Below are 18,948 nucleotides of genomic sequence, written 5' to 3'. Positions count from 1 at the left end.
TACTTTTGGATGGAACTTCAGTTAATGGCCGGTTCGGGCGGTATCCGCGCCGTGAATCGCACTCCCCCATCGGGTGGATTTCGCATTGCGACCGACCTCCGCCTGCTCCGCGCGGTGGCGGCGGCGATGGCAGGCGGAAGGCCGATCCCGGCCCCCGGCTGCGGAGGCGCGCGACGCCCCGTGCCTGGTCAGCGGGGTCGACACCCGGTCCGCGGTCATGCACGACCGGTCCGCGGCGCCGCCGTCGGGTCGCACGGAAATCTCCGCGGGCGTGCCCGATGGGGTGTGCGCAGGGGGGTTGCCGAGAAATTGTCGATAATTCGGCCGCAGCCGGTCGGGGTCGCCGCGGACCGGGGTCGGTCTCCGGTCCAGTTCGGACGTGCGCGGGCGGACGTGCCGCGCAGACGCGGAAGGGCGGCTCCCCCACCGGGAAGCCGCCCCTCTCGCGGGAAACTCAGCCCTTGCGCTTGGCGACTTCCTCAGTCAGCTGGGGGGCCACCGCGAACAGGTCGCCCACCACGCCGAAGTCGGCGATCTCGAAGATCGGGGCCTCGGCGTCCTTGTTGACCGCCACGATCGTCTTCGAGGTCTGCATGCCCGCCCGGTGCTGGATCGCGCCGGAGATGCCCAGGGCGATGTAGAGCTGCGGGGAGACGGTCTTGCCGGTCTGGCCGACCTGGAACTGGGCCGGGTAGTAGCCGGAGTCGACCGCGGCGCGGGAGGCGCCCACCGCCGCGCCCAGCGCGTCGGCCAGCTTCTCCACCACGTCGAACTTCTCCGCCGAGCCCACGCCGCGGCCGCCGGAGACGACGACCGACGCCTCGGTCAGCTCCGGGCGGTCGCCGCCGACGATGGGCTCGGTGCCGACCACGCGGGTCGCCTTGGCCGCGTCGACCGCGGGGACCTCGACGGCCTCCTCGGCGGCCGCGCCCTCGGCGGCGACGGCCTCGACGCCGCCCGGGCGGACGGTGACGATCGGCGTGCCCTGGGTCGCCTTCGACTTGACGGTGAACGCGCCGCCGAAGATGCCCTGCACGGCGACGACGTCGTCGCCGGACTTCTCCACCCCGACGGCCTCGATCAGCAGGCCGGAGTCGGTGCGCACGGCCAGGCGGCCCGCGATCTCCTTGCCCTCCGCGGTCGCCGGGATCAGCACCGCGGCCGGGGACTTGGCGGCCACCAGCGCGGCCAGCACGTCGACCTTCGGGGTGACCAGGTAGGACTCGGCGTCAGCCGACTCGGCGGCGTAGACCTTGGCCGCGCCGTACCCGGCGAGCGCGTCCTTGACCTTGGCCGCCGCACCCGGCGCGCCCACCACGACGGCGGCGGGCTCGCCCAGCTCGCGGGCCGCGGTCAGCAGCTCGAAGGTGACCTTCTTGACCTCGCCGTCCACCTGGTCGACGAGGACGAGTACCTCGGACATGTCTCGTTCTCCTTAGTGGACTTCAGATGAGCTTCTGGCTGACCAGGTACTCGGCGATCTTGGCGCCGCCGTCGCCCTCGTCGGGGACCCGGGTGCCCGCGGCGCGCGGCGGCTTCGGGGCGGCCTCCAGCACCGCGGTGCTGGCCGCGGCCAGGCCCACCGAACCGGCGTCGATGCCCAGGTCGGCGACCGTCAGGGTCTCGACCGGCTTCTTCTTGGCCGCCATGATCCCCTTGAAGGAGGGGTAGCGCGGCTCGTTGATCTTCTCGCCGACGCTGACCACGGCGGGCAGCGCCGCCTCCAGGTGGGCCAGCCCGGCGTCGGTCTCCCGGGTCACCTTGATGGCGCCGCCGTCGATCTCGACCTTGCGGGCGTGGGTCAGCTGCGGGTAGCCCAGCAACTCGGCCAGCATCGCCGGGACCGCGCCGCCGCGGCCGTCGGTGGCCTCGTTGCCCGCGATCACCAGGTCGACGCCGTCGACGCGGCCGATCGCGGCGGCCAGGACCTTGGTGGTCTGCAGCAGGCACGCGCCGTGCAGGGCCGGGTCGGAGACGTGGATGGCCTTGTCGGCGCCCATGGACAGCGCCTTGCGGATGGCCTCGGTGGCCCGCTCGGGTCCGACGCACAGCACCGTCACCTCGCCGCCCTGGGCCTCCTTGATCAGCAGCGCCTCCTCGACGGCGCGCTCGTTGATCTCGTCGAGCACCGCGTCGGCCGACTCGCGGTCGAGCGTGTGGTCGCCGTCGGAGAGCCTGCGCTCCGAATAGGTGTCTGGCACCTGCTTGACCAGGACAACGATGTTTGGCATGGGTCTTCTTCGACCTCCCGGGTACGAGCAGCCGACCTCAAGCGGCGCGACATGCCGATTGTCGTGCGGTTCGGCCGACCTTGCCATGAGGCGCGGCCGCACGGCACGGTGGCCTTTGCCACGCCGATGTTACTAGCCAGTAGGAGGTCGGGAAACCGGGGGTGACCGCATTCACCGGGGCCGGACGCGAAACGGAGGCCACCCCGGGCGGGGGATGGCCTCCGGTTCTGGTCGGCGTCCCCGCCGGGCGCGTGGCGGGAACACGGGCGGGCGCGCAACGACCGCCTGCGACGTCAGGCCGTCGCGGGCAGCCACTTCGCCCGACCCGGGGCGGTGGGCACCCAGCAGCCGCCCGCGCGCCGCGCGGAGCGGGGCTGGTCCACCCCGGGGGTGTGGTCCTCGGGCAGGGCGAGCAGGGCGGGCAGCACCTCGGCCGCCGTCCCCGCGCACCGCCAGAGAAGCCGGGCGGGCCGGGTGAGGTCGACCGTCTCCCCCGGCATCCTCGACGCCTCGGCGTCGTCCTCGGCGCGCAGCCGGACGACGTCGATGACGTCGTGGTGCACCCGGACCCCGACGACGGCCATCAGCTCGCCGTTGGCGTCGCGCGGGTGCAGGAACTCGAAGCCGCGCCCCACCAGCGCGCGCAGTTGCGACTCCGTGTCCGAATTCACCGCGTGAAGCCCCTGATCACCGCGGCGACGGAGCCGGGGAAGACCAGGGCGGGCCCGGCGGGGCACTTGGAGTCGCGCACCGCGGTGAAGCCGCCGAGCGGAGCCAGTTCCACGCAGTTGCCCACCGCGCCGCTGCGGCTGCTCTTGCGCCAGGCGGCATCGGTGAGGGACGAGGCCGGGACTCCGTTGCGGATCACGAGGACCACCTTCCACTAGTCGATTTGGAGTGCAGATGCACGTGCACTGGATGTAACGACGCTAACACGTGCAGTGGCGCGCGCAAATGCACGTGCATCCGCATCGGCCAAATTGACCCAAAAGCACTAGCCGGTCAGCGAATGCCCTAATCCGCTCTACGTAGGGTGATCGTCACAGCTCAGCGCGCCGCTTGTTCAGCAGCTGCCGCGTCCGGTTGGGCGTCTCAGCGTCGACGGTCAGCCGGTCCACGACCCGGCTGTACTGCTCGATCTCCTCCAGCTTGTCGAGGTAGAGCGCGCCGGTGAGGTGTTCGATGTAGACGAGGTCGGGCAGCTCGGGCTCGGCGAAGCGCAGCATCGTGAACGGGCCCTCGGCGGCGTAGCCGCTCAGCGCGTACGGCACGACCTGCAAGGTGATGTTCGGCAGCCGGGTGATCTCCAGCAGGAAGTCGATCTGCCCGCGCAGCACCTCGGCCCCGCCGATCGGCCGGTAGAGCACGGACTCGTCGACGACCGCCCACAGCTTCGGCGCGTCGGCGCGGTAGAGGACCTTCTGCCGGTCCAGCCGCAGCTTCACCCGCCGCTCCTGGTCGGCGGTGCGGATGTCCGGGCGGCCGTGGGTGACGATCGCGCGGATGTAGTCCTCGGTCTGCATCAGGCCCGGGACGAACTGCAACTCGTAGGTCTGGATGCGCGACGCGGACTCCTCCAGGCCGACGAAGTCCTGAAGCCAGTTCGGCATCAGGTCGCCGTAGCGGTACCACCAGCCCGGATTGTTCGACTCCTTGACCATCTGGAGGTACTCGGCGACCTCGGCCGGGTCGGTGACGCCGTACATCGCCAGCAGGTCGGACACGTCGCGCTCCTTGAAGCCGACCCGGCCCAGCTCCATGCGGCTGATCTTGGACTCGGAGCCGCGGATGCGGTAGCCGGCCTCGCCGCGGGTGATCTCGGCGGCCTCGCGCAGCCTGCGCAGCTGCGAGCCGAGCACGATCCGCCGCGCCGTCGGCCTGCCTTCCGGGCGTCGCTCTGCCACGGGCACATCTCCCCCTGATCCTCACGAGCCTCTTGCCGCCAGCGCTCAGCGGAGGATACTCCTTCACTGCACATCGTCCATGATCGACGACGCTCTGTGAGGATTCCCCGCATGCCCCCCCACCAGCACATCCCCGTGCACATAGACACGTCGAAGGCCAGCATCGCGCGGGTCTACGACGCCTTCCTCGGCGGCAAGGACAACTACGAGATCGACCGCGAGGTGTTCCACCGCGTGCAGCGGGTCGCTCCCGAGGCGGCCACCCTGGCCTTCGACAACCGGCAGTTCCTGATCCGCGTCGCCCGCTTCGTCGCGTCGCAGACCGGCATCAAGCAGTACCTCGACTGCGGGTCGGGCCTGCCCACCGCGGAGAACACCCACCAGGTGGTGCAGCGGCTGGAGCCGGACTCCACGGTCGTCTATGTGGACAACGACCCGGTGGTGCTCGCGCACGGGCGCGCGCTGCTGGAGGAGAACGAGCTGACCCACTTCATCGCCGAGGACATCTTCGAGCCCGAAGCGCTGCTGCAGAACGAGACCCTGCGCCGCCACCTGGACTTCGACGAGCCGATCGCGCTGTTCCAGATGGGCACGATCCACCACCACACCGGCGACCGCTCGCCGGTGGACATCATGCAGGCCTACATCGACGCCCTGCCCTCCGGCTCGATCGTGGCGATCAGCCACTTCTTCGACCCCGAGGACGGCGGCGAGCTGTCCACACTGGCCCGCCGCATGGAGGACGTGTTCCTGCACAGCCCGATGGGCTCAGGCGCCTTCCGCACCCAGGCGGAACTGGAGGCGATGTTCCCCGGCCTGGAGATGATCGAACCCGGCGTCGTCCTCTGCGCCTCCTGGTGGCCCGACGGCCCCCAACTCAAGGACCTCGACCCGGTGTCGAAGTGCATCGCAGGCGGCGTCGGCCGCAAGCCCTGAGCCTACCCACGGGTAGCCGCGGGGGCCGATGGGTTACCGTGCCCGGGTGGCCACGGACACGACCCCGCTCCCGCTGACCGGTGAACGCACCGTCCCGGGTATCGCCGAGGAGAATTACTGGTTCCGGCGCCACGAGGTCGCGTATGCGCACCTCGCGCACCGCTGTTCGGGTGCGGTCGTGCTGGAGGCGGGTTGCGGTGAGGGGTATGGGGCCGATCTGCTGGCGCGGACCGCGCGGCAGGTGCTCGCCCTCGACTACGACGCCCACACGGTCGCCCACGTGGCCAAGCGGTATCCGCGCGTGTCCGTTGTCCGGGGCAACCTCGCCGGGCTGCCGCTGCGCGACGGCGCGGTGGATGTCGTCGCCAACCTGCAGGTGATCGAGCACCTGTGGGACCAGGAGGGCTTCCTCGCCGAGTGCCTGCGCGTGCTGGCGCCCGGCGGGGCCCTGCTGGTCACCACGCCCAACCGGATCACCTTCTCCCCGGGGCGCGACACCCCGCTCAACCCGTTCCACACCCGCGAGCTGTCCGGGCCCGAGCTGCGCGACCTGCTCGTCGACGCCGGGTTCACCGTCGAGTTCCTCGGCGGGGTGCACCACGGGCCGCGGCTGCGCGAGATGGAGGAGCGGCTGGGCGGGTCGATCATCGACGCGCAGATCGATGTCGCGCTCGCGGGCGGGCCGTGGCCGCAGGAGCTGGTCGAGGCCGTCGCCGCCGTGCGGGCCGACGACTTCACCATCACCGAGGACGACATCGACGCCTCCCTCGACCTCGTCGCGGTCGCGCGGGCATGAGCGAGCCGATCGGCGGGTTCGCCCTCGTCCTGCACAGCCACCTGCCCTGGCTGCCGCACCACGGCGGCTGGCCGGTGGGCGAGGAGTGGCTGTACCAGGCGTGGGCGCACTCGTACCTGCCGGTGGTCGACCTGCTGCGCCGCTTCGCCGCCGACGGCCGCCGGGACGTGCTCACCCTCGGGGTGACCCCGGTGCTCGCCGCGCAGCTCGACGACCCGTACGCCTTGCGCGCCATGCACGACTGGCTGGGCAACTGGCACCTGCGCGCGCAGTACGCCGCGGTGAACTGGCGCGGGGCCGACCACCGGCTGCGCGAGCTCGCGGCGGCGGAGTTCCGCGCCTCGGCGGCGGCGCTGGCCGAGTTCGAGACCACCTGGCGGCACGGGTTCTCCCCGGTGCTGCGCCCGCTGGTCGACTCCGGCGTGGTGGAGCTGCTCGGCGGCCCCGCGACGCACCCGTTCCAGCCGCTGCTGGACCCGCGGGTGCGGGGATTCGCGCTGCGCGCCGGTCTGGCCGACACCGCGCGGCGCGTCGGGCACCGGCCGCGCGGCATCTGGGCGCCCGAATGCGGGTACGCGCCGGGCATGGAGCGCGGGTACGCCAGGGCGGGCGTCGAACGGTTCCTTGTGGACGGTCCGAGCCTGCACGGCGACACCGCCTTCGCCCGTCCCGTCGGGGATTCCGGCGTCGTCTGCTTCGGACGCGACCTCGAAGTCACCTACCGGGTCTGGTCGCCCAAGGCCGGCTACCCCGGGGACCCCGCCTACCGCGACTTCCACACCTTCGACCACCCGTCGGGGCTCAAGCCGTCGCGGGTGACCGGCCGGTCGGTGGCGCCGGAGCACAAGAAGCCCTACGAGCCCGAGCTGGCCGCGGACGCCGTGCGCAGGCACGCGCGCGACTTCGTCGACACCGTGGTGGCCCGGCTGACCGACCTGCGCGCCCGGCACGGCAGGCCCGCGCTGGTGGTCGCCGCCTACGACACCGAGCTGTACGGGCACTGGTGGCACGAGGGCCCCGCGTGGCTCGAAGCGGTCCTGCTGGCCCTGCCCGAGGCCGGGGTCGAGGTCACGACGCTGGGCCGGGCGCAGGAGCGCTACCTCGGCGACCCGGTGGAGCTGCCCGCGTCGTCGTGGGGCTCGGGCAAGGACTGGCGGGTGTGGGACGGCGAGCAGGTCGCCGACCTGGTCGACGCGAACGCCGCGCTGCAGGCCGACCTGCTCGACCTCGCCGCGCCGAGCCGCACCCGCGACGCCGCCCGCGACCAGGCCGCCCGCGAGGCGCTGCTGGCGCTGTCGAGCGACTGGGCGTTCATGGTGACCAAGGATTCCGCCGCCGACTACGCCCGCCGCCGCGCCAAGGTCCACGGCGAGCGGTACGCGGAGCTGGCGTCCCTGCTGCGCTCCGGCGCCGCCGAGCGGGCCAGGGCGCGCGCCGAGCAGCTGCGGGCCGAGGACGGGGTGTTCGGCGCGCTCGACGCGCGCGACCTTCTTACTGACGAGTAGGGTGACCGGGATGCGCGTGCTGATGCTGTCGTGGGAGTACCCGCCGGTGGTCGTCGGGGGGCTCGGCAGGCACGTGCACGCCATCGCCCGGCACATCGCCGCCCAGGGCCACGACGTCGTGGTGCTGTGCAGGCACGAGGCGGGCACCGACGCCGCCACCCACCCGACCGAGGACGCCGTGCACGAGGGCGTGCGCGTGGTGCGGGTGGCCGAGGACCCGACGCACCTGGTGTTCGAGAAGGACCTGGTCGCGTGGACGCTGGCGATGGGCCACGCCATGATCCGCGCGGGCCTGCGGCTGCTCGACGGCTGGCGCCCGGACGTCGTGCACGCCCACGACTGGCTGGTCACCCACCCGGCGATCACGCTGGCCGAGCAGGCGCGCGTGCCGCTGGTGGCCACCCTGCACGCCACCGAGGCGGGCAGGCACTCCGGCTGGCTGTCGCAGCCGCTCAACCAGCAGGTCCACTCCGCGGAGTGGTGGCTGGCCAACCGCGCCGACGCGCTGATCACCTGCTCGGCGGCGATGCGCGCGGAGGCGGCGCACCTGTTCGAGGTCGACCCCGCGGGCATCGAGGTCATCCACAACGGCATCGAGCCGCGCGGCTGGAAGGTCCCGCAGTCGCGGTCGGCGACCCCGCAGCTGCTGTTCTTCGGCAGGCTGGAGTGGGAGAAGGGCGTCCACGACCTGATCGCGGCGCTGCCGCGGGTGCGGCGCACCCACCCGGGGACGCGGCTGACCGTGGCGGGCCGGGGCTCGCAGGTGCACAACCTCATCGAGCTGGCCCGCAAGCACCGGGTGCGGCGCGCGGTGGACTTCGTCGGCCACCTCGCCGACGACGCGCTGTCGGCGGCGCTGGGCGCGGCCCACGCGGTCGTGCTGCCCAGCCGCTACGAGCCCTTCGGCATCGTCGCGCTGGAGGCCGCGGCCGCAGGCGCCCCGCTGGTGGCCTCGACGGCGGGCGGCCTCGGCGAGGTCGTCGTCGACGGCCAGACCGGCCTGTCGTTCGCGCCGGGCGACGTCGACGGCCTCACCCGCGCGATCCGCGCCGTCCTGGACGACCCGGCCGCCGCCCGCCGCCGCGCCCGCGCGGCGAAGGCCCGCCTGGCGGTGGACTTCGACTGGGACCGCATCGCCGAGCAGACGGTGTCGGTCTACGCGCGGGCCTCCGTCGGCGCCCACCCGCCGCTGGGCCGGCCCAAGATCGCCACGGGGAACGCCTTCGGGCCATAGTGGTCGCCATGCGCGCACTCGTCTTGGGGGGCACCGGCTTCGTCGGCCGGGCGATCACGGCGGACCTGCTGGCGTCGGGGGCGGCGGTCACCGTGTTCAACCGGGGGCGGTCGGCTGCGCTGCCCGGCGTCGACCGCCTGATCGGCGACCGGGAGACCGGGGATTACGCGGCGCTGTCGGACGGAACCTGGGACGCGGTGGTCGACGTGAGCGGGTACGTGCCGCGGCACGTCGCCCAGTCGATGGCGGCCCTGGACGGGCGCGTGGGGCGGTACCTGTTCATCTCCAGCCACGCGGTGTACGCCCCGTGCGGGCCGGGCTCGGACGAGGACAGCCCCCGCCGCTCGCCGGTCCGCGACACCGAGGTGCTGACCAACGAGACGTACGGCCCGTGCAAGGTCGCCTGCGAGGACGACATCCTCGCCCGCCACGGCGACCGCGCGACGTTCGTGCGCGCGGGCAAGGTCGCCGGGCCGCACGACAACCAGCGCGGCCTGACCCACTGGCTCCGGCTGGCCAGCGCGGGCGGGCGCGTCGAGGTCCCGACCGATCCCCGCCAGCCCGTCCAGCTCATCGACGTCCGCGACGTGGCCCGCCTGGTCACCCTCCTGCTGGAGGCCGACCGCCGCGGCCCGTACAACGCCGTCGGCCCGGTGACGACGCTGGCCGAGCTGATCACCACCTGCGCCGAGGTCGCCGGGACGGCGGTCGAGATCGCCCGGGTCGCCCCGGCCCCGGCTCCCCTCGTCCGCGACGACTGGGCGGCCCAGCAGCGCAACCCCGCCCGCGCGCGGGCCGCGGGCATGCCGGTGACCCCGCTGCGCACGACCATCGCCGACACCCTCGCCTGGCAGCGCTCATGCGCCTGACCGCCATCCGCACGGCCTACGACGCCGTGGCCGACTACGCGGTGGCTTACGACGCGGTGACCGAGGACGCCGTGGCCGACGACGCTGTGACCGACGACGCTGCGGCCAACGACGCCGTGACCGAGGACGCTGCGGCCGACGACCACGCCGCGCTGTTGCGCGACGAGCTGGGGCCCAAGCCGTCCGACCGGGCGGTGCTGGCCGCCTTCGCCGAGGTGGTCGCCGGGCTGGCGGGCGCGGCGGGCGTCACCGAGGTCGCCCGGCTGACGCGCGCCGCGGATGCGCGCGAGGGTGGTCCGCAGGCGGTCTACCTCGGGCGGCGCTAGGCCGAGCCGAGGGTCTGGCGCAGGGCGCGGTCGGCCTTGCGGCCCATGTCGGCGATGGCCTCGCGGCGCTCGGCGTCGGCCTCGTAGGCGGCGCGGCGGTCGCGGACGACGCGGGCGGGGATGCCCGCGGCGACGGCGTAGTCGGGCACGTCGCCGCGGACGACGGCGTGCGCGCCCAGGACGCAGCCGCGGCCGATGCGGGTGCCCTTGGTGACGGTCACCTTGGTGCAGATCCAGGTGTCCGGCCCGATCCGCACCGGCGACTTGACGATGCCCTGGTCCTTGATCGGCTGGTTGATGTCGTCGGTGACGTGGTCGAAGTCGCAGATGTAGACCCAGTCGGCGACCAGGGCCGCGGCGCCGAACTCGATGTCGAGGTAGCAGTTGACGACGTTCTGCCTGCCGAAGACCACCTTGTCGCCGATGCGCAGGGAGCCCTCGTGGCAGCGGATGGCGTTGCCGTCGCCGATGTGCACCCAGCGGCCGATCTCCAGGCGGCCGAACCCGGGCCGGGCGTGGATCTCGACGTCCTTGCCGAGGAACACCATGCCGCGCAGGACGACGTGCGGGTTGGCCAGGCGGAACTTGAGCAGCCGCCAGTAGCGCACCAGGTACCACGGGGTGTAGGCGCGGTGGCGGATCACCCAGCGCAGCGAGTCCAGGGTGAGGAACCGCGCCTGCGCCGGGTCCCGGCGCTGCCGCAGCCGGGCGGTCAACGGCGATCCCCACATGGACGTCATGGGCAGAAGGTAACCCAGCCCCTGGCACGCTGTGGACATGCCCCGTCTCGTCATCGACACCGACCCCGGCGTGGACGACGCCTTCGCCCTGGCCCTGGCCGCCCGCTCGCCCGAGGTCGACCTGGTCGCCGTGACCACCGTGTTCGGCAACGTCGGCCTGGACCGGACCACGCCCAACGCCCTGGGCCTGCTGACCGCGGCAGGCCGCCCGGACGTGCCGGTCGCCGCGGGCGCGGCCCGCCCCCTGGTGTTCCCCCTGCCGCACGAGGCGGCCTACGCCCACGGCCACGACGGCCTCTCCGGCGGCGCGATCCGCCTGCCCGCCTACCCCAGCGGCCTGTCGCCGTCGACGGCCGTCGAGCTGCTGGCCCAGATCCTGCGCGAGTCACCCGACCCGGTGACCATCGCCCCGATCGGCCCGCTGACGAACATCGCGCTGCTGCTGGCCGCCCACCCCGACCTCCGCCCCAAGATCGCCCGCCTGGTGGTCATGGGCGGCGCCATCGCGGGCGGCAACACCACCCCCACCGCGGAGTTCAACCTCTGGGCCGACCCCGAGGCCGCCTACCGCGTGCTGGTCGAGGAGCCGGTCCCGGTCACCCTGGTCCCCATCGACCTGACCTACCGCTGCGCCGTCGACGCGCCCTGGCTGGACGCGCTGCGCGCCTCCGGCCCGCTGGGCGAACTCCTGGAGTCCTTCACCCCGTCCTACCGCGCCCACTACACCGAACTCCTCGGCCAGGACTGCACCGTCCTCCACGACGCCGTCGCCGTCGCCGAGGCCATCCACCCCGGCATCCTCACCACGAAGCGCCTCCCGGTGACCATCCAAACGACCGGCCCAGCCCGGGGCGCCCTCATCGCCGACCAACGCCTCAACGTCCCCCTGTCGCCCGGCTACCGGGAAATCGACATCGCCACCGACACCAACTACGACGCCTTGCGCTCCCTGATCCTCACCCGCCTCTCCGGGTGACCCCTGGCACTCGGCGAACGGGTGGCGGCGCCTACCCGCGGATCGGCAATGGCAGCCGTCAGCCCGAGGAGTCCGTTGGCCTCGATGACCGGGGTCGGCAATCGCCGCTACGTGCGCTCGGCGCGGCAGAGGATTGCTGTGGGGGTTCGGCCGATCCGGGTGAGGATGGCGGTGGCCTCGGCGGGGCCGCGGAGCTTCAGCCGCGGGCGCAGGGTGTTGGGGTCGACGTCCAGGCCGCGGACCAAGATCTCCACGCGGCCGACGGCGAGGCGGGATAGGGCGGCCCGCAACGACTTCTCGGTGTACTTGCCGTGGTCCAGCACCCGGAACGCGCGGATGCCGGGGGGTGGGGTGGGGCCGGTCAGGTAGGCGATGTGCTCGTCCACTTGGGACAGGCCGTGCAGCGCCGCGTAGTGGCGGACCAGGCCCGCGCGGACGACGGCGCCGTCCGGGTCGATGACCCACGCATCGACCGGGGTCACCGGGCAGGTGTCGTCGGCGGCGTCGGTGATGGTCCAGGAGTGCCCGTCGCTTCGCAGGACGGTGGCGCGGCGGCGGGCCGTGGCCAGGGTTCCGGTCCACAGGCACGCCTCGCGGACCGCCCCGTCCAGCGACACCAGTTCGATCTCGTCGGCCCACGGCACGTCCGCCGGGTCGACGCCCGGCGCGCACTTCACCGACAGGTCCCGCCCTGCGTACACCGCCGCCAGCGCATCCAGCGGCGGCGCGAAGTCCGACGGCCGCCACCGGCGGCGGCCCGAGGCGTCGCGCCGGGCCGGGTCGGCCACCACCACGGTGTCGCGGGTGATCGGCCGCAACGCATCCGCGCGCACGAAGGTCGCCGACGGGACGTTCCCCCGAGCCATCGCCAGCCGGACGGCGTCGATGTCGGACCCGACCACCCGCGCCGCGACCTCAGCGGCCGCAGCGGCATCCACCCCCACCGAGCACGTCACGTCGTGCACGTCCCGCCCGGCCAGCCGCGCCGCCCGCGACACCGCCACCGGCCACGGGGTCGCCTGCTGCACGGCGTCCGCGGTGAACAGCCAGTCCCGCCACGGCCCCTTCGCCGACGCCTTGCGCCGCAGCAGGACCGCCTCCACCACCGCGCCTGCCCGCTCCCCCACCAGGGAGCGGGCCTGCGTCACGTCGGCCAGGTGCGAGGCCGGGGTCAGCGGCAGGCGGTCGACCTCGGCCACCGCCGCCGCGCCCGCGGGCGACCGCAGGTAGGCGACGTCGTCGAGGGTGAACGGGTAGCCCACCTCAGCCCGGCTTGCGGCCGGTCACCAGCACGTTGTAGAACAGCTCGCGCGGCAGGACGCGGCGCATGACCTTCTCGTCCAGCCAGGTCAGGCGCTGCCAGGTCTTGTAGGCGAACATCGCCCAGCCGAAGCCCAGCTTCTCCCGCGGCACCGCCGCCTCGAAGGTGCGCACCGGCCAGCCGAACAGCGCCGCGGTGAACTCCTCGGTCACCGCCCGCACCTCGACCAGGCCCGCCGAGCGGCAGACGTCCTCAAGCTCCGACGGGTCGAAGGTGTGCAGGTCGACCACGGCCTCCAGGGCCGCCGCGCGCGAGGACTCGTCCAGCTCGGCCTGCGGCTTGCGCCAGGAGCGCAGCGGGCCGAACTTGGTCACGTTGGTGGTCAGCCACCAGGTCGCCTGCCCGAGCTTGCGGGCGTAGCGGTCGCCGATGCGGGTCGGCTCGCCCGCGAAGACGAACCGGCCGCCCGGCTTGAGCACCCGGCGGACCTCGCGCATCGCGGCGGGCACGTCCGGGATGTGGTGCAGCACCGCGTGCCCGATGACCAGGTCGAAGGACTCGTCGGGGTACGGGATGCCCTCGGCGTCGGCGACCCGGCCGTCCACGTCGAGGCCCAGGCCGCGGGCGTTGCGCAGGGCGACCTCGACCATGCCCGGGGACAGGTCGGTCACGTGCCCCTTCTTGATCACCCCGCCCTGCATGAGGTTGAGCAGGAAGAACCCGGTCCCGCTGCCCAGCTCCATCGCGTCCTGGTACGGCCCGAGATCACCCGCGACCGCCTTGAACCGCTCGGTGGCGTAGGTGATGCAGCGCTCGTCGTAGGAGATCGACCACTTCTCGTCGTAGGTGCCCGCCTCCCAGTCGTGGTAGAGGACGTTGGCGAGCTTGGGGTCGGCGTAGGCGGCCTGCACCTCCTCGGCGCTGGCGTGCGGGTTCGGGGCGGGGTCAACGGCCATTGAACTCGGCCTTCCCGGGACCGTTCTCGATGAACGAGCGCATGCCGGTCGCCTGGTCCTCGGTGGCCCACAGCGCCGCGAACAGGTGCGACTCCAGCTTCAGGCCGCTGGCCAGGTCGTTGTCCAGGCCGCCGTCGATGGCCGCCTTCGCCGCCGCCAGGGCCAGGCCCGGCCCCTTGACGAACTGCGCCGCCCAGCGCCGGGCCGCCTCGTACACGTCGTCGGGGGCGACGACCTCGTCGACCATGCCGATGGCCAGCGCCTCGTCGGCCTTGACGAAGCGGCCGGTGTAGATCAGGTCCTTGGCCTTGGCCGGGCCGACCAGCCGCGCCAGGCGCTGGGTGCCGCCCGCGCCGGGGATGATGCCCAGCAGGATCTCCGGCTGCCCGACCTTGGCGTTGTCGCCCGCGATCCGCCGGTCGCAGCACAGCGCCAGCTCGTAGCCCCCGCCCAGGGCGTAGCCGGTGATCGCGGCGACGGTCGGCTTGGGCAGCTCGGCCAGCACGCTCAGCGACCCGCTCAGCTCCGGGCCGTAGGCGGCGATGTCCGGGTAGGACATCGTGGCGAACTCCTTGACGTCGGCCCCGGCGGCGAACACCTTCGGCCCGCCGTAGACGATCACGGCCTTCACCTCGGCGTCCTCGCGCGCCTGGATCGCCGCCGCGCGCAGTTCGGCCTGCAGCTGCCGGTCGATCACGTTCATCGGCGGCCGGTCCAGCCGGATCGTGCCGATGCCGTCCGCCACTTCGAGCCGCACGAACTCACCCACGCCGCTGTCCTCCCTGCTCGGTTGCTCCCGCGAAGGCTACCTGCCGGTAAGTCATGCCCGCCTGCGGGCGAAGAAGCGATCGTCCGCCCGGGTCAGCTCCAGCTCCTGGCCGAAGGCCGCCGACAGGTTCTCCCCCGTCAGCACCTCCTCGATCGGCCCCTGGGCGACCACGCCACCGCCGCTGAGCAGCATGAGGTGGGTGTAGCCGGGCGGGATCTCCTCGACGTGGTGGGTGACCAGGATCGATGTCGGCGCGTCCGGGTCGTCGGCCAGCTCGGTCAGCCGGGCCACCAGGTCCTCGCGGCCGCCGAGGTCCAGGCCCGCGGCTGGCTCGTCGAGCAGCAGCAGCTCCGGGTCGGTCATCAGCGCGCGGGAGATCAGCGCGCGCTTGCGCTCGCCCTCCGACAGCGTGCCGAAGGTGCGCTCGGCGAGGTGGCCGATGCCCAGCGCCTTGAGCAGGTCCTCGGCGCGGCCGGTGTCGAGCCGGTCGTACTCCTCGCGCCAGCGGCCGAGCACCGCGTACCCGGCGCTGACCACGACGTCGAGCACCCGCTCGTCCGGGGGCACCCGGTTGGCCAGCGCGGCCGAGCAGAAGCCCAGGCGCGTGCGCAGCTCGAAGACGTCGACCCTGCCCAGCTGCTCGCCCAGCACCCGCACGGTGCCGGTCGTCGGGTGCAGCTCGGCGCCCGCCAACCGCAGCAGGGTGGTCTTGCCCGCGCCGTTCGGGCCGAGCACCACCCAGCGCTCGTCCACCTCGACCTGCCAGTCCACCCCGGTCAGCAGGTGCGTGGTCCCGCGGCGGACCCCCACGTCCGCCATGTGCACAACGAGGTCGTCAGGATCAGTCTGCGCCGTCACGCCGCCCATTCTTTCCTGCCGCCCGCGACCCGGCGGAACCGGCCACTCGGGTGCGAAGAATCGATCACGTCGCCCCGGTGAGCCAGGATGGGGGGCGTGGCTTATTCGGACTCGCGCCTGCTGCCCGGACACCCGTTCCCGCTCGGCGCCCACCCGGAGGCGGGCGGGGTGCGCTTCGCGGTCGCCTCGTCGGTGGCCGAGGCCGTCGAGGTGTGCCTGATCGGCGAGGACGACGACGGCAACCCGGTCGAGCAGCGGGTGGAGCTGACCGAGCGGACCTTCGGCATCTGGCACGGCGTGGTCGCGGGCATCACCCCGGGGCAGCGCTACGGCTTCCGGGTGCACGGGCCCTACGACCCCGCGGCCGGGCTGCGCTGCAACCCGGCGAAGCTGCTGGTCGACCCCTACGCCCGGCGCATCACCGGCGCCGTGCGCGACCTGGGGGCGACCCGCAGCCACCGCGGCGACCCGATGACCGGCCCGCCGTCGCGGATCGACTCGCTGGGGTCGGTGCCGCTGTCGGTCGTCACCTCCCCGGGCGGGCCGAACACCGGGCTGGCCCCCGAGGTGCCCTACGAGGAATCGGTGATCTGCGAGCTGCACGTGCGCGGGTTCACCCGGCTGCACCCGGACGTGCCGAAGAACCTGCGCGGCACCTACCTGGGCCTGGCCCACCCGGCGGTGGTGGAGTACCTGCAGCGGCTCGGGGTGACGGCGGTGGAGCTGCTGCCGGTGCACGCCTACGCCGACGAGCCGCTGCTGCTGCGGTCGGGCAGGCACAACTACTGGGGCTACTCGACGCTGGGCTACCTCGCCCCGCACGCCGGGTACGCCAGCAGGCCGGGCCACGAGGTCGAGGAGTTCCGGACGATGGTGGCCGCCCTGCACGCGGCGGGCATCGAGGTGATCCTCGACGTGGTCTACAACCACACCTGCGAGGGCGGGGTGGCCGGGCCGACGCTGTCCTTCCGCGGGCTGGACGCGCCCGCGTACTACCTGCTGGACGACCACGGCCGCGACATCGACCTGACCGGCTGCGGCAACACGCTGGACCCGGGGTCGCCGACGGTGGTGCGGCTGGTGCTGGACTCGCTGCGGTACTTCGCGGGCGAGCTGGGCGTCGACGGGTTCCGCTTCGACCTGGCCTCGGCGCTGGGCCGCCCGCGCGGGGGCGGGTTCGACCCGCACTCGCCGCTGCTCACCGCCATCGCCACCGACCCGCTGCTGTCGCGGCGCAAGCTGATCGCCGAGCCGTGGGACGCCACCGGCGAGGGCTACCGGGTCGGCGGGTTCGGGGTGCAGTGGGCGGAGTGGAACGGCCGCTTCCGCGACGGGGTCCGCGACTTCTGGCGCGGGGCGACGGGCGTGCGCGACCTGGCCTACCGGCTGTCGGGCTCGTCGGACCTGTACGCGGCGAACGGGCGGCGACCCTGGTCGTCGATCAACTTCGTCACCGCCCACGACGGCTTCACCCTGCGCGACCTGGTGTCGTACGACCACAAGCACAACCACGAGAACGGCGAGCACAACGCCGACGGCACCAACGACAACCGCTCGTGGAACTGCGGCGCGGAGGGCGAGACCCAGGACCCGGCGGTGCTGGCCCTGCGCGACCGGCAGGCGCGCAACCTGCTGGCGACGCTGCTGCTGTCCACCGGCATCCCGATGCTGGTCGCGGGCGACGAGCGGTGGCGGACCCAGCACGGCAACAACAACCCGTACTGCCTGGACAACCAGACGTCATGGGTGGACTGGAGCCACTCGGAGCGCTCGGCGGCCATGCTGGCCTTCACCCGCCGCCTGACGGCCCTGCGCGCGGCCTCCCCGGCCCTGCGCCAACCCGAGTTCTTCGACGGCCGCCCCACCCGCTCCGGCGAACCCGACCTGGTCTGGTTCCGCGACGACGGCACCCCCATGACCGACGCCGACTGGTTCGACGACTCCCGCCGCACCCTCGGCATGTGGATCGACGGCTCAGAATGCCTCTCCCGCGACCGCGAAGGCGAACTGGTCGCCGACGACTCCTGGCTGCTGATCCTGCACGCGGGCCCGGAGCCGGTGAAGTTCACCCTCCCCACCGACCGCTACGCCCACTGCTTCGTCCCCGAACTCGACAGCACCACCCCCTCCGGCCTCCCCCGCAACACCGACCCCCTGGCCCCCACCACAGTCCTCAAACTCGGCCCCCACACCCTCCACCTCCTCCGCGCCCCCCGAACCCGCCCGTCCTAACCCAGCTGACGCGACCATCTACATGCGCTTCGGATGATCAGACCATTTGACATCACGAGCCGAGCGGTTCGGTGTCGCGCAGCACAGGTGCAATCGTCGGACGCGCAGGGCGACAGCCATACATTTGTGGGAGCGGAGGAAGAGAAGGAGCAGAGGGCAAGAGGAGTGGAGCGAGGGGAGGGTTCTGAGGGGATGAGAGGCGAGAGAAGGGGCAGGGTCGCGAAGGCGAAGCCCGTGCCTAGGTCGGATGAACAGATGTAGCCGCTGAAGTAGTAGGCCGACCAGAAGGCACCGCCCGGGGGGGCGTCGTCGGGTCGCGCTCGAAACTTCGCCGCCTTCTTGCCTCAGCGACGGGGGGCGCGAGACCAGGGAAGTGGCGGTGAGTTCGGCGGGCAGCAGCTTTGCGTGCGTGCAGCCGCGCCGGGAGGCGGTCAGATGGTCTGATCATTCGATCAGTGTTCAGATGATGCCGTCATCCGCATCCAGGAGTCAGATGATGGCGTCATCTGGGATGCGAGCAGATGGTGCAGACATGTGAAGGCGGCGGTCAGATGGTCACACCATCTGAATAGCCGGCAGATGAGGACATCATCCGAGTTTGTCGGCCAGATGGCGACGTCATATGAAACCCGCAGACAGATGATCGCATCATCTGGAAGCCGGGGTCGGATGGCGTCATCATCCGAAAGGTGGCTCGGATGGTGGGGGCAGCTGGGTGGGTGGCCGGGTGAGGGTCAGGCCTTGGCGGCGGCTACGAAGTCCTTGATCATCGCCGGGTCCTTCTCCCCGCGGCGGGCTTCTACGCCGCTGGAGACGTCTACGCCCCAGGGGTGGGCTTCGGCGATGGCGGTGGCGACGTTGGACGGGGTGAGGCCGCCTGCGAGGAGCCAGTCGCCGGTGGGGAGGGGGGTGTCGGTGAGGTCCCAGCGTTCGCCGGAGCCGGGGATGGCGGAGTCGAGGAGGAGCATGTGCTCGCCGTAGGCGCCGACTTTGATGTCGGTGTCGGCCGACAGGGCCGTTGCGCGGATCAGGCGGTGGTTGGGGAAGTGGGTAAACGCCTCGGGTGGGTAGTCGCCGTGGAGTTGGACGGCGCGGACGCCTGCCTCGGCGGCGACCTCCGCCGCCCGCTGCGGCGGCACCCCGCGGAAGACGCCGACCGTCAGCACCGAGTCCGGGATCTCCTGGGCCAGCGCGCGGGCCAGCCCAGGGGCGATCTCACGCGGACTGCGCGCGAAGACGAAGCCGATCGCGTCGGCACCCGCGGTGACCGCGGCCTCGACGGCGGCCGCAGTCTTCAAGCCGCACACCTTGACGAACACAGCGCCCAGCCTAGCCGGTGAAGGCACGACCGCAGC

19 protein-coding genes are annotated in these 18,948 nt (G+C 72.7%); 8 read left to right on the top strand and 11 right to left on the bottom strand.

Features of this window, described 5'->3' with window-relative positions:
- Nucleotides 1-454: 454 nt before the first annotated feature.
- From ACWEPX_RS12915 to ACWEPX_RS12895, 5 genes are all read right to left on the bottom strand, one after another.
- The gene (locus ACWEPX_RS12915) at nt 455-1,423 is read right to left on the bottom strand and encodes an electron transfer flavoprotein subunit alpha/FixB family protein (RefSeq protein ID WP_451897318.1); all 969 of its coding nucleotides are present in this window, start codon (nt 1,421-1,423) and stop codon (nt 455-457) included.
- A gap of 22 nt (nt 1,424-1,445) precedes the next feature.
- A complete protein-coding gene (locus tag ACWEPX_RS12910) occupies nt 1,446-2,231 on the bottom strand; it encodes an electron transfer flavoprotein subunit beta/FixA family protein (RefSeq protein WP_451897317.1) in 786 nt (261 codons plus the stop codon).
- 293 nt (nt 2,232-2,524) lie between these two features.
- Complete coding sequence (locus ACWEPX_RS12905) at nt 2,525-2,902, bottom strand: hypothetical protein (RefSeq protein ID WP_451897316.1); 378 nt, start codon at nt 2,900-2,902, stop codon at nt 2,525-2,527.
- On the bottom strand, nt 2,899-3,099 hold the full coding sequence (locus ACWEPX_RS12900; RefSeq protein WP_451897315.1) for a DUF397 domain-containing protein: 201 nt from the start codon (nt 3,097-3,099) through the stop codon (nt 2,899-2,901). The genes ACWEPX_RS12905 and ACWEPX_RS12900 overlap by 4 nt, the downstream gene beginning before the upstream one ends.
- Nucleotides 3,100-3,271: 172 nt before the next feature.
- On the bottom strand, nt 3,272-4,135 hold the full coding sequence (locus tag ACWEPX_RS12895; RefSeq protein WP_451897314.1) for a helix-turn-helix domain-containing protein: 864 nt from the start codon (nt 4,133-4,135) through the stop codon (nt 3,272-3,274).
- Between the two features lie 111 nt (nt 4,136-4,246).
- Between ACWEPX_RS12895 and ACWEPX_RS12890 the strand changes: the two genes are divergently transcribed.
- Genes ACWEPX_RS12890 through ACWEPX_RS12865 form a run of 6 tightly spaced genes read left to right on the top strand, consistent with a single transcriptional unit; the run spans nt 4,247 to nt 9,801 of the window.
- Nucleotides 4,247-5,071 (top strand): SAM-dependent methyltransferase, encoded by an 825-nt coding sequence (locus ACWEPX_RS12890; protein ID WP_451897313.1) that lies wholly within the window; start codon nt 4,247-4,249, stop codon nt 5,069-5,071.
- A gap of 28 nt (nt 5,072-5,099) precedes the next feature.
- On the top strand, nt 5,100-5,867 hold the full coding sequence (locus ACWEPX_RS12885) for a class I SAM-dependent methyltransferase (protein WP_451897312.1): 768 nt from the start codon (nt 5,100-5,102) through the stop codon (nt 5,865-5,867).
- Nucleotides 5,864-7,372, top strand: coding sequence for a 1,4-alpha-glucan branching protein domain-containing protein (locus ACWEPX_RS12880; RefSeq protein ID WP_451897311.1), 1,509 nt, complete (start codon nt 5,864-5,866; stop codon nt 7,370-7,372). The genes ACWEPX_RS12885 and ACWEPX_RS12880 overlap by 4 nt, the downstream gene beginning before the upstream one ends.
- A gap of 10 nt (nt 7,373-7,382) precedes the next feature.
- Nucleotides 7,383-8,606, top strand: coding sequence for a glycosyltransferase family 4 protein (locus tag ACWEPX_RS12875; protein WP_451897310.1), 1,224 nt, complete (start codon nt 7,383-7,385; stop codon nt 8,604-8,606).
- 8 nt (nt 8,607-8,614) lie between these two features.
- The gene (locus tag ACWEPX_RS12870) at nt 8,615-9,475 is read left to right on the top strand and encodes an NAD-dependent epimerase/dehydratase family protein (RefSeq protein ID WP_451897309.1); all 861 of its coding nucleotides are present in this window, start codon (nt 8,615-8,617) and stop codon (nt 9,473-9,475) included.
- Nucleotides 9,466-9,801, top strand: a complete 336-nt coding sequence (locus ACWEPX_RS12865; RefSeq protein WP_451897308.1) for a hypothetical protein — start codon at nt 9,466-9,468, stop codon at nt 9,799-9,801. Before ACWEPX_RS12870 ends, ACWEPX_RS12865 begins: the two co-directional genes overlap by 10 nt.
- On the opposite strand, the gene ACWEPX_RS12860 is transcribed toward ACWEPX_RS12865, so the two are convergent.
- A complete protein-coding gene (locus ACWEPX_RS12860; protein ID WP_451897307.1) occupies nt 9,798-10,541 on the bottom strand; it encodes an acyltransferase in 744 nt (247 codons plus the stop codon). The genes ACWEPX_RS12865 and ACWEPX_RS12860 overlap by 4 nt on opposite strands.
- Nucleotides 10,542-10,578: 37 nt before the next feature.
- On the opposite strand from ACWEPX_RS12860, the gene ACWEPX_RS12855 reads away from it, so the two are divergent.
- Entirely contained in the window at nt 10,579-11,517 is a 939-nt protein-coding gene (locus ACWEPX_RS12855; protein WP_451897306.1) for a nucleoside hydrolase, read from the top strand.
- A 107-nt stretch (nt 11,518-11,624) separates the two neighbouring features.
- On the opposite strand, the gene ACWEPX_RS12850 is transcribed toward ACWEPX_RS12855, so the two are convergent.
- From ACWEPX_RS12850 to ACWEPX_RS12835, 4 genes are read right to left on the bottom strand one after another with little or no spacing between them, the layout of a single operon-like run.
- Nucleotides 11,625-12,779 carry a THUMP-like domain-containing protein gene (locus ACWEPX_RS12850; protein WP_451897305.1) on the bottom strand — a complete coding sequence of 385 codons (1,155 nt, stop codon included), beginning with the start codon at nt 12,777-12,779 and terminating at the stop codon, nt 11,625-11,627.
- Nucleotide 12,780: 1 nt separating this feature from the next.
- Nucleotides 12,781-13,734: a class I SAM-dependent methyltransferase gene (locus ACWEPX_RS12845; RefSeq protein ID WP_451897304.1), complete on the bottom strand. Its 954-nt coding sequence runs from the start codon at nt 13,732-13,734 to the stop codon at nt 12,781-12,783.
- Nucleotides 13,724-14,503, bottom strand: coding sequence for an enoyl-CoA hydratase/isomerase family protein (locus ACWEPX_RS12840; RefSeq protein ID WP_451897303.1), 780 nt, complete (start codon nt 14,501-14,503; stop codon nt 13,724-13,726). The genes ACWEPX_RS12845 and ACWEPX_RS12840 overlap by 11 nt, the downstream gene beginning before the upstream one ends.
- 51 nt (nt 14,504-14,554) lie before the next feature.
- A complete protein-coding gene (locus ACWEPX_RS12835) occupies nt 14,555-15,370 on the bottom strand; it encodes an ABC transporter ATP-binding protein (protein WP_451897302.1) in 816 nt (271 codons plus the stop codon).
- A gap of 87 nt (nt 15,371-15,457) precedes the next feature.
- Between ACWEPX_RS12835 and glgX the strand changes: the two genes are divergently transcribed.
- Nucleotides 15,458-17,593, top strand: coding sequence for a glycogen debranching protein GlgX (glgX, locus tag ACWEPX_RS12830; RefSeq protein ID WP_451897301.1), 2,136 nt, complete (start codon nt 15,458-15,460; stop codon nt 17,591-17,593).
- A 734-nt stretch (nt 17,594-18,327) separates the two neighbouring features.
- Here glgX and ACWEPX_RS12825 read toward each other — a convergent pair.
- On the bottom strand, nt 18,328-18,912 hold the full coding sequence (locus tag ACWEPX_RS12825) for a phosphoribosylanthranilate isomerase (RefSeq protein WP_451897300.1): 585 nt from the start codon (nt 18,910-18,912) through the stop codon (nt 18,328-18,330).
- Nucleotides 18,913-18,948: the final 36 nt, after the last annotated feature.

It is taken from the genome of Actinokineospora sp. NPDC004072, from assembly GCF_053604195.1.
Note: the sequence above shows the minus strand (reverse complement) of the source record. Positions and strands in the feature narration are given on the sequence as shown.